Here is a 10,892-nt window from a genome sequence, read left to right on the forward strand (position 1 = left end):
AGACTCGGATATTGCGGCTGACGCGCTCTTTGTGGGAGCTGGCGACAGCCTGCGATGAGGCCCGTAAGGGCTGGTACAAGACTACGAAATCTCCCACGCCCTTGCTGCGATAGTCAGCGCCAGGGAGCGGGCTCGCCGACCAGTTGGCCCTGGATGCCTTGCACGCCCATCTCGCGTAGCACCTGCAACTCCCCTTCGGTCTCGACCCGCTCGGCAATCAGCGGCAAATCGATGCTGTGCGCAGCGCGCTGAATGGCTTCGATGAACAGGCGTTTGTGCTGTTCCTGATCGATATTGCGGATATACCCGCCATCGATCTTCAGGTACGCCAACCCCAGGTGCGCCAGGTTGCCGATCATGCTGAAGCGCCCGCCAAAGCGCTGCAACGCCAGGCTGAAGCCAAGCCCGCGCAGGCGCCGGGTCAGTTGTTCGAGCATCGACTGGTCGGGCAACTGCTCTTCGCCAATCTCGAAAGTCAGCCGTGGGCCCTGCGCGCGGTGGTGGCCCAGCAGGTCGTAGACGCGCTGCAGCGCTTGCGGGTCGGCCAGGGTGGCGGCCGAAAGGTTGAGCGCCAGGTTTTCACTGTGGTTGTGCAGGTGGTTCAGCACCTTTTCCAGCACCAGCAGGTCAAGCCGCGCCATCCAGCCGAAACGCTCCAGCCACGGTAGGAAACGCCCAGCGGCAACCGCCTCGCCGTGCTCGTCATGCAGCCGCGAAATGACCTTGTAATGCAGCACCTTTTCCGGCGCCTGGACATCGACCACCGGTTGGAAGAACAGCTCGAACTGGCCCTTGCTCAGTGCCTGTTCCAGGCGCGTATGCCAGGCGTGATGGCTGTCAGCGGCCTGTGCTGCGGCGCCTTGCTCAAGGCACACCCAGCCAGGTTGGGGCTGGCTTTCGGCGCGGGCCAGGGCTTCGTCGGCGAGTTTGAGCAACGCCTGTGGCGCATCGCCCGGGCTATAAGGGGCCAGGCCGATGCAGGCCACCGGGTCGACATCGCTGGCACCGGTTACATGCAGGCTCTGCAAGGTGGCGGCCAGCGCCTGGGCCAGTTGGGTCGCTTCCTCGTGGACCATGCCCGGCGCCAGCACGGCAAACTCGCCGCCACGGCTGCGGGTGATCAGGTCGTTGGTTTCCGGGAACTGCGCGCAGGTGCGCCGCAGCTGCTCGCCCACCGCTTGCAGCAACTGGTCCGTGCGCTGCCCGCCCAGGCGGGCGTTGAGGCCGGCCAGGTCTTGCACGCGCAACAGCAGCAGGTAACCGGCGCGGGCGTCCTCGGCGTTGCTCACGCGGGCATTGAGCTGCATCTCGAAGTAGCGGCGGTTGGCAAGGCCGGTGAGGCTGTCTTGGTACGACTCGCTGCGCAGCTTCTCGCTGCGTTCGGCCTGCTCGTTGAACAGCGCCTTGAGCTTCTCGACCATCTGGTTCATGGCCTGCACCACGCGGCGCAGTTCAGGGGTGCGCGGCAGCTCCGGCAGGCTGAGGAACTCGCGCCGGGCGATGGCGTGGGACTGCGCCACCATGTAGTCCAGCGGGCGCAACTGGCGGCGCAGCAGCAGCGCGCCGAGCACCGCACTGACCGCGCCGCACAGCAGCAGCCAACCCAGGCTGCCCAGCGCGCTCTGCCACAGCTTGGCCAAGGCGAACATCGGGTGGCTGATCACCTCGACCCGCGCCGCCTGTTGCCAGCCGCGGCTGACAATGGCATCGCCACCGGCCGGCTCCAGGCCGGTCATGTGGATGAACCAGGCCGGCACGCCGCCGCTGTCGGGCTCGGCGTGGCGCTCCACCAACACGGCGTTGGACTCGATGTCGACCACCTTGATGCTGGAGTAGTAGCCACTGTCAAAGATCGAACTGACCATCAGCTCGACCATCGCCGGGTCGTCGATGTTCGGCGTCAGGGTCAGCGCCAGCGCAGTCGCGGCATCCTGGGCGTGGGAGCGCAGTTGGTTGACGTACTGGCTACGTGAGCTTTCCAGGCTGACCATGAAGCTGCCACTGAAGGCGACCACCAGGAACAGGCAAATGGCTAGCAGCAATTGTTTGAACAGTGACATCTGTGCTCCTTCAGTAAACCGGTTCGGCCGGGAAGCCTTCGGCCTGCATTTTTTCAGCAAGTCCTGCCAACGTGACAGGCGCTTGGTGTCGCCCACCTTCTTGTTGCCGCCTGCTCCAGTCAGCCACAGGCCTTCGCCGTTGAAGGCGTAGACCGGCAGCAAGTCGGTGCGCTGGCTGGCCGGCTTGATCGCGTCCATCAGGCTGTCGAGCACCAGGGGCTGCGCCTGTGGGCTTGAATAATAGGTCAGCACCATGTGCGCCCGGTTCTGGCGCAGCGCCTTGACGTAGGTGATGCGCAGCTTCTCGGCGGGGATGCCCATGCGCCGAAGGCTGAAGTATTTGGCAATGGCGTAGTCTTCGCAGTCGCCGGCGCCTTTGATCAGCGATTGCACAGGCGTCGCCCAGTAATCCACTTCATGCCACAGGTCGATGTCTTCCATGTAGCGCAGTTGCTTGTTGAAGAACAGGTTGACCACCTTCAACTGCTCAAGCTCGCTGGCCTGCTTTTGCGTGGCCATGAGGTTCTGCCAGGCATCGATGCGCCCCTGCCCCGCCCCAAGCGGCCCATACAGCGCTTGGGCGCGGCGGCTGATCTGGTTGAAGTCCCAGTCAGCCTGGGTACCGCCCAGCAGCAGGCAGCCGAAGACCACGGCCAGGCCGAGGCGGCGAAAATTGCTGATGAGCGCCCAAGGTATCGCCACTGCGAAAACCCGTTCAGATCCGTCGAAGGCCTGCGATGTTGCAAGCTGGCGTGAGAAAAGACAACGGCACAATGCAATCATACTGCCAGCTGTCGGCAAACCCGCTTCATGCAAGGGGTCAGCATGCGCTGGCGCTTCCCAACACGGGCGTCTTCATTCACGATAGCCGTGTTTGCAAAACCGGCATTATCGGGCGTTAGATGATGCCATTTGACAAGCCACCCCTTCTCTCTCTAGTGTTATTGGATCCAATCCTTGCGAGACGACGCGCGTGGCTGAAAAAAACAAACTGCTGAGCACCGTACTCGGCAGTGAACAGGTCCCCCCACACCTCGCCCGCAGCGTTATCGAAGAGCGCTTGCGCAGCGCCATTCTGGACGGTCGCCTGCCTGCCGGTACTGCGGTGCGTCAGCAAGAGCTGGCCACGCTGTTTGGCGTCAGCCGCATGCCGGTGCGCGAAGCACTGCGCCAGCTCGAGGCGCAGTCGTTGCTGCAGGTCGAACTGCACAAGGGCGCAGTGGTTGCCCCACTGATCGGCGAAGACGCCGTGCATACCTACGGCCTGCGTGTGCTGCTCGAAACCGAAGCGCTGCGCCAGTCGATCCCCCGGCTTGATGCCGATGACATCGCTCAGGCCCGGGGTTACATCCGCCAGCTTGAAAGCGAAACCCGCCACGCCGAAATCGGCCGCCTCAACCGCCTGTTCCACATGGCGCTGTACAGCAAGTCGCCGAACCTCAAGCTGCTGCGCCTGATCGAGATCGAGCTGAACGAAGAGGAGCGCTTCCTGCGCTTCCACCTGTCGACCATGGGCCTGGGCAAGCTGACCCAGGATGACCACATCGCACTGGTCGATGCCGCCAGCGACAAGCTGGTCGACGAAGCCGTCAAGCTGCTGGAAGCGCACCTGAACAACGCTGCACGCGCCATCAGAAATTATCTCGACAAGCAATCGGCCACCTGACCCCGCCAACGGCTCAGGTAACAAGGAATGGCAGCGCACGTGCAGACCCGAGCCCAACCGATCAGCGAACCCCCTATCCGGATCCGCCTCATCTGCCTGGCTTGCAGCCGAGCGCAACTGGCGCAGTATCGCCGCTGGGCCGAAGCCCTGAGCGAGTCTGCCGAACTGATCGCCGTTGACCTGCCGCCCAGCGCCTTTCAAGCCACCTCGGCAGAACTGGCCCGCTCCCTCGCAGAACGCCTTCGACCCTACCTCGAAACGCCCCATGCGCTGTTCGGCCAAAGCCAGGGCGCGTTGGCGGCATTGGCACTGGCGCAACTGGCGCAGCGCATCTGGCCAGGCCAGACGCGCCATTTGTTTGTTGCTGGTTGTGACAGCCCGAACGCGGCCAGCCGCCCCGATACCGCCGTCCAAGTGCCGATGACCGTGGTCTACCCACCCGGCGCGCTGGCGACCATGCTCGGCTGGAATCCGCTGGCCGGCCGCGGCCTGGAGCTGATCGAGCTGGCCGCAAGTGGGGCCGACGACCCGGTATTCAGCGAGCGTATCGTGCGGATCTTCAACACCCACCTCGGCTTGCTCAGCCTCTAACCCGGCCTTTTGCCGGCAGCCTGGCGCTGAGCCACTGGTGCTGCCAGCCATGGCAGTGCCCGCATTTTCAGCACACTCTACCTGCGCAGCGGCCGCTGATCATCAGTAGCGGGCCCGGCCGCCTGCCACCCACCCACTAGCAGAAGGAGCCTGCCACCGGGGCAAGGACCGCCAGCCGATCAGACGCCCCCCTAATAGCCAAACTTTCTACTTATTGTTCACCAGTGCTCTACATGAGGCATTCACTGTCTATTTTTTCTGATTGTTAATTATCGGAAGGGACAGCGGCTGCCCAATTAAAACAACGACGTTGTTTTGATTTGCACTTCATCAACCACAATAAAGTGCCCTCTTCAAATAAATAAAAAAACAATTGCAACTTCTTTTGCACTTGCTCTAGTTTTTATATCGCCAGCTACCGCGGCACGGCCTCCCTGTGAACCGTAGCCTGCACCGCGCTGTACGGCCCATGCACAGTGTTCGGCATCGATATTCAATCGACGTACCCGCTCGCCTGAATATCGGCAACCGACGGCTGCGCGTGGCATTAACGCACCCATAACTTAGCCACGATGGATATCAACATGAGCACATTGAAGCGCACACTGACCGATAACAAATTGGTACTTTCGCAGCACCCGCTGTTCTCTGAAATCAAGACACTGCCGATTCTGCGCACCTTCATGGAAACCCATGTTTTTGCAGTCTGGGACTTCATGTCGCTGACCAAGCGCCTGCAACGGGAACTGACCTGTGTCAGCTTGCCGTGGCTGCCGCCCACCGACCCCGCCGCCGCGCGCCTGATCAACGAGATCGTGCTGGGTGAAGAGTCCGATGATCGCCCAGGCCATGGCCATTACAGCCATTTCGAACTGTATCTGGACGCCATGCGTGAAGTCGGTGCCAGCACCCAGGCCATCGAGCGTTTCGTCAGCCTGATGCAAGAGGGTGTGCCGCATGCCGAGGCCCTGCTTCGCGCAGAGGCCAGCGAGGCGGCGCAGCGCTTCGTGTGCGACACCCTTGAAGTTGCCCTGCATGCCCCGGCGCATCGCGTCGCAGCGGCCTTCCTGCATGGGCGCGAAAGCGTCATCCCGACCATGTTCCAGCAAATTCTCGACGAGTGGGGCATCGGCATCGAGCAGGCGCCGATCTTCCGTTACTACCTGCAACGCCACATCGAGGTGGACTCCGAAGACCACGGCCCGGCCGCGGAGCAGTTGCTGGCGCGCCTGGTAAACCGTGACCCGGTCCGCGAAGAGGAGGTCTATGTGGCCGCCATTGCCGCAGTGGACAGCCGCATGGCGCTGTGGGACAGCCTGCGTGCTTCGTTGCAGGCCTCGGTCGCCGGGGCCAGCGCATGAACGCCCTCGACTACCGCTCATTTGCCGACGCCTGGGAAGCGCGCGCGACCATACGCACGCGGCCCAGGCGCAAGGTCGAGGATGACCAGCGGTTGATCTACCCGCTGAGCCGCCAGCCGCTGGTGCTCGGCGCCACGTTTCAGCGCGAATGCCCGCAACTGCGCGATTTCGTACTGGTGCAGAGCCTCTACAAGTTCATCAACGACGTGGTGATCTTCGAGACCGAAATCGTCGACCGCACCGCCCGGCGCATCGCCAAGGACCGCTTCGCCGTGCGCTTTCCGTTTGCTTGCCGCTATGACGCCATGACCGTGGTCGTGGATGAGGACTACCACGCTCTGGTGGCGATGGACTTCCTGCAGCAGACCATCGCCCTGACCGGTGTCGAGCCAATTGCCCTGCCGCAGGAGATCGAGCTGAGCCGGGCCATCCCCGCGGCGCTGGCGCAGGTGCCCCAGGCGCTGCGCGATGCCATGGAGCTGATCTGCGTGGGCATCGCCGAGAGCACCCTGACCGACGATGTCGCGGCGTTTGCCCGCGACGACTCGGTCAAGCCTTCGGTGAAGGGCCTTATGGCTGACCACCTGCTCGATGAAGGCCGGCATTCGACGTTCTGGGCACGCCTGACGCGCATCTACTGGCACAGCGCCTGCGAGGCAGACCGGCGAGCGCTCGCCGAGGTGCTGCCGGTATTCCTGCGCCAGTACCTGACCAACGACATCCAGCAGGCCTTCGACCTTGCCTTGATCGCCGCGCTGCCGGTGAGCGAGGCGGTACGCCAGGCGTTGCGTGATGAGGTGTGCGCGCTGGCCTTCCCGATCAACCACCAGCACCCGCTGCTGGGCAACATCCTGCGCTTCATGCGCAGCAGCTCGCTGCTTGAGTCTGCCTGCGTGCAGGACGCGTTGCGCGACTACCTGCCCTGAGGAACACATCATGAGACGCCTCGAGATACTCCTGGTGGGCACCAGCCCCGCCCTGCTCGCCCTGGCCTGCCAGCTGGACGAACAGGGCCATGGCGCCGCCACCGCAGCCAGCGCCGACGCCTTGCGCCGGCAACTGACCAACGCCCCTGACCTGGTGCTGGAAGACGGCAGCCTGGCCCTGGCCAGCGGCGACTGGCAGACGCTGGGCAACGCCCCGCTGCTGCGCCTGCGCCTAGGTGCAAGCTTTGCCGAAACCCTGCCACGGCTGGAAATCCTGTGCTGGTGCGGCAGCGCCACCGCCCAGCGGCTGATCGAACGCCAAGCCGTGCCATCACCGCAATCGGGCAATGGCGAGCAACTGCGTGAAGACGCCTTGCAGGCGCTGGGCGACCTGCTGGCCATGCAGGTCAACCAGTTCGCCCGCAACCCGCAACACCTGCAGCAAGCGCAGGCAGTCAGTACCGGCGTGCATGAGCGCGAGCACAGCCTGGATTGGCTTGAAGCGCTGGCTTACCGGCACCCGTTCAATCGCACCTTGCGCGCAGACCTGCTGGAGCAGGCCGAGCAGCCGTTGATCGGGCTGCTTGAGCAGAGCTTGCGCCGACACGCCGGGCTCCCCGCCGTTGAGGGCGAGCCTTATCGACAACTGCACGCACGTGTGGTCGGTATTCAGCGCGCGCTGTTGCCACTGTTGCCGGCAGGCGGCGCCCAGCCGCCGGTGGTCGCCGTGTGCATGGGCAAGTCGCCTGCGCTGTATGCAAGCCTGCTGGCCATTCTGGGTTGCGCGGCCATCTACCTGCCGCTCGACCCGGCCACGCCCGCCGAGCGCCTGCAGCGCATTGTCGAAGATGCCGGCGCCTGTGTGCTGCTGCATGACGGCAGGGTGCTTAACGGCCTTGTGGGCGTAGATGTACGCGACATCGCCCTGACCGATGATTCGGCTCTGCCTAGCCTGGCCCTGCGCCAGACGGCCCCTGAGCAGCCCTGCGTGGCGATCTACACCTCAGGCACCACGGGCACGCCCAAGGGGGTGCTGCTGAGCCAGCGCAACCTGGCGCACTTCGTTGCCTGGTATCGCGAGCATGTGGCGCTGGATCAACACAGCCGGGTGTTGCAGTTCTCGACCATCGGCTTCGATGCCTCGCTGCTGGATATTCTGCCAACCTTCGCCTGCGGCGCCACATTGGTACTGCCGAGCGAGGATCAGCGGCGCGATCCGCAGCAACTGGTCGAGCTTATCCACCGCCGCGAGGTCAGCCATGCGTTTCTGCCCCCTGCACTGCTGAGCATCCTGCCGCGCGAGGTGCATCTGGGCTTGCAGCACCTGATCACCGGGGGCGATGTCTGCGAGCCCGAGGTCATTGCACGGCTGGGAGCGCAGAGCCACCTGCACAACATCTACGGCCCGACCGAGACCACAGTGCTGGCCACCACGCGGGTGTTGAGCGCCGGTGACAGCAATCGCAACCTGGGGGTGCCGATTGCCAACAGCCAGGTGCTGATCCTGAATGAGCAACTGCGGCCGGTGCCTGAGCAAACCCCTGGTGAGCTGTATCTGAGCGGGCCGGGTGTCGGGGTGGGTTACTTGAACAACCCCGCGCTGACTGCCGAGCGCTTCGTCGAACTTGCGCTGGCCGAAGGGCGCACCTTGCGTGCCTATCGCAGCGGCGATATCGGCAAGTGGACGGCGCAGGGTATCGAGCTGTGTGGGCGGCGTGACAACCAGGTGAAGATTCGCGGCTTTCGGGTCGAGCCTGAGGAGATCGAGCACAGCCTGCGCAGCAGCGGCCTGTTTGCGCAGGTGGCCGTGGTAATCGACCCTCAGCGGCGTGTGCTGGCGTTCGTGACGGCGCCGCTCGTTGAGGATGCCGGGCAGCACCTGCGCGAGCATGCCGAACGCGCCCTGCCCGACTACATGCGCCCGGCGTTCTACCAAGTGCTGGAGCGTATGCCGGCCACCGCCAATGGCAAGGTCGACCGCCAGGCGTTGTTGCGCCTGCCGCTGGCCTTGCCAAGCAGCCAGCGCCTGCAACCGGCGACCAGCACCGAGCAGGGCCTGCGCAGCTTGTGGAGCGAGCTGCTGGAGCTGCCCGAGGCCGATATTTCGACCGACGACAGCTTCTTCAACCTGGGTGGGCATTCGATCCTGTTGTCGCGATTGTTGCTGGAGGTGCGCGAGCGATTCGGCCAGGGCGTGGCGATCAATCGATTTATCGAACTGCCGACCCTGCAACGCCTGGGCGCGCTGCTCGATGGCGTTGATGAGCCGCAACACGAGGGGCTGGCGCGCCTGGAACAGGACGCCAACCGGGAACTAGGCCTGCAGGTGCGTTCTGTCGAGCACATGGGCGATGTGCACAAGGTGATCGTCACGGGAGCCAACAGCTTCCTGGGCGTACATCTGGTGGAGGCACTGCTGGGATGGGGCGCCACCGAGGTGGCTTGCCTGGTGCGCAGCAGCGCTGGAATGACCGCTGCACAGCGTTTTGCCCAGGCGCTGGCCGAGAACCATGTGGCGCTGGACATGGACCGTGTGCGGGTATTCGACGCCGACCTGCGCAAGCCGCTGCTGGGCCTTGAGCCGGGGGTCTACGACTACCTGGACAGCCATTACGGCGCACTGCTGCACAACGCAGCGCAGGTGAACCATGTGCTCGACTATCAGGTGCTGGCTGCCGACAACGTCGAGCCGCTGTTCGAGTGCCTGCGGCTGTGCGAGGGGCGGCGCAAGAAGATCTTCAACTTCATCTCGACGCTGTCCGCTTGCAGCGCGGTGGATGGTGCTGGGCGGGTGCTTGAGGACGACCCAGCGAGCACCCCGCCGATCTACATCCGTAATGGCTACAACCTGAGCAAATGGGTAGGCGAACGCATCCTGCAACGGGCACGCGAGCAAGGGGTGTGGGTCAACCTGTTCCGCCCCGGCAACATCACCTTCGACAGCCGCACCGGTGCCTGCCAGCCGCAGCGCAACCGCTTGATGCTGATGCTCAAGGGGTCGCTGCAATTGGGGCAGGTGCCGGGGCTTGAGATCGACTTTGACCTCATGCCTGTGGACTTCCTCTCCCGCTTTATCGCCTTCCACGCCAGCCGCCATCAGCCCGGGCAATGCGTGTTCAACCTGCACAACCCCGAACCGCTGCGCTGGCGCGAGTACCTGGCGTCGTTCCGCGAACAGGGCCATGCCTTTGAGTTGGTGAGTGTCGAGCAATGGCAGCAGCAACTGCGCCGGGTCGACCGTGACAACGCGCTGTATGACGTCCTGGGCTTCTATCTGGACGGTTTCGAAGAGGACATCGGCGACATCGCCGGTATCGCCCATGACAACGCCCGTGCCGGTGTACAGCGCATGGGCAGCCATTACCCCAGCAAGAGCCCGGAACTGCTACGCCGTGGCTGCCGTTATCTGGCCGACATCGGCTTTATCTGACCGTTTTTACCCATAAGGAGCAACACAACATGCAAGCACTCAAGCCCGATACCCTGATCCGCAACCCTGAAGGCTGCCTGGTGGTTTCCACCGTCGAGATCGCAGCACCTGCGGCCAGCGTGTGGAACATCGTCGGTAACTTTGCCGGTTTCCCGGTGTTCATTCCGGCGCTGGCCCACATCGAGATGACCAGCAACGGTGTGCGCTCGGTGCGCAAGAAGCTGTTCAAGGATGGCAACGTGGTGATCGAACAGCTCAACTCACGTGATGACCAGGCAATGAACATGACATGGAGCCTGATCTACACCAGCCTGAACATCGGCAACCTGTGGGCGGCCATGGAGGTGGTGGCCATTGATTGGCAGCGTAGCCGCGCTACCTGGACCATCCAGGCCGAGCCTTGGGAAGGCGGGCCAGAAGCGCTGCCTGGTTTCCAGACGTTCCTGCAGGCGTTTGCCGATGGGGCGATGGCCAATGTGAAGAACCTGCTGGGCTAACACCGGCAACAGGGCCGCCCCACTGGGCGGCTTTTTTGTGCCCGGACTATTCCCGGCCCACAAAGACAAAGCCCCCGACCGCAGTGCGATCAGGGGCTTCGGAATTGAATCTTGACGATGACCTACTCTCACATGGGGAAACCCCACACTACCATCGGCGATGCATCGTTTCACTGCTGAGTTCGGGATGGGATCAGGTGGTTCCAATGCTCTATGGTCGTCAAGAAATTCTGTGTGCTGAACCGTCCAGAGGACGTGTCAGCGAATTTCTGTACTCTCTACTTAAAGACAAAACCCCTACCTGCATGCGCAGATAGGGGTTTTGCGAAATGAATCTTGACGATGACCTACTCTCACATGG

General features: G+C 63.4%; 7 protein-coding genes, 1 rRNA gene and 1 pseudogene. 6 read left to right on the forward strand and 3 right to left on the reverse strand.

Going from position 1 to position 10,892, the window contains the following annotated elements; all coding sequences use genetic code 11:
• Nucleotides 1–113: 113 nt before the first annotated feature.
• Complete coding sequence (lapD, locus tag HU720_RS16670; RefSeq protein WP_238337714.1) at nt 114–2,060, reverse strand: cyclic di-GMP receptor LapD; 1,947 nt, start codon at nt 2,058–2,060, stop codon at nt 114–116.
• A gap of 54 nt (nt 2,061–2,114) precedes the next feature.
• A pseudogene (gene lapG / locus HU720_RS24625) lies at nt 2,115–2,843 on the reverse strand (cysteine protease LapG); the annotation flags it as partial.
• 190 nt (nt 2,844–3,033) lie between these two features.
• On the opposite strand from lapG, the gene HU720_RS16675 reads away from it, so the two are divergent.
• The 6 genes from HU720_RS16675 to HU720_RS16700 all read left to right on the forward strand — a co-directional run bounded on the left by HU720_RS16675 (nt 3,034) and on the right by HU720_RS16700 (nt 10,531).
• Nucleotides 3,034–3,726 (forward strand): GntR family transcriptional regulator, encoded by a 693-nt coding sequence (locus tag HU720_RS16675; RefSeq protein WP_186521042.1) that lies wholly within the window; start codon nt 3,034–3,036, stop codon nt 3,724–3,726.
• 39 nt (nt 3,727–3,765) lie between these two features.
• Nucleotides 3,766–4,317, forward strand: coding sequence for a thioesterase domain-containing protein (locus tag HU720_RS16680; protein WP_186521043.1), 552 nt, complete (start codon nt 3,766–3,768; stop codon nt 4,315–4,317).
• A 584-nt stretch (nt 4,318–4,901) separates the two neighbouring features.
• Nucleotides 4,902–5,678: a DUF3050 domain-containing protein gene (locus tag HU720_RS16685; protein ID WP_186521044.1), complete on the forward strand. Its 777-nt coding sequence runs from the start codon at nt 4,902–4,904 to the stop codon at nt 5,676–5,678.
• The gene (locus tag HU720_RS16690; RefSeq protein WP_186521045.1) at nt 5,675–6,604 is read left to right on the forward strand and encodes a diiron oxygenase; all 930 of its coding nucleotides are present in this window, start codon (nt 5,675–5,677) and stop codon (nt 6,602–6,604) included. The genes HU720_RS16685 and HU720_RS16690 overlap by 4 nt, the downstream gene beginning before the upstream one ends.
• A gap of 10 nt (nt 6,605–6,614) precedes the next feature.
• On the forward strand, nt 6,615–10,034 hold the full coding sequence (locus tag HU720_RS16695) for an amino acid adenylation domain-containing protein (protein WP_186521046.1): 3,420 nt from the start codon (nt 6,615–6,617) through the stop codon (nt 10,032–10,034).
• 29 nt (nt 10,035–10,063) lie between these two features.
• Entirely contained in the window at nt 10,064–10,531 is a 468-nt protein-coding gene (locus HU720_RS16700; RefSeq protein ID WP_186521047.1) for an SRPBCC family protein, read from the forward strand.
• 109 nt (nt 10,532–10,640) lie between these two features.
• On the opposite strand, the gene rrf is transcribed toward HU720_RS16700, so the two are convergent.
• Nucleotides 10,641–10,756: ribosomal RNA gene (gene rrf, locus HU720_RS16705) — 5S ribosomal RNA — on the reverse strand.
• Nucleotides 10,757–10,892 lie beyond the last annotated feature (136 nt).

The organism is Pseudomonas sp. SWRI51 (genome assembly GCF_014268825.1).
GTDB lineage: Bacteria > Pseudomonadota > Gammaproteobacteria > Pseudomonadales > Pseudomonadaceae > Aquipseudomonas > Aquipseudomonas farsensis.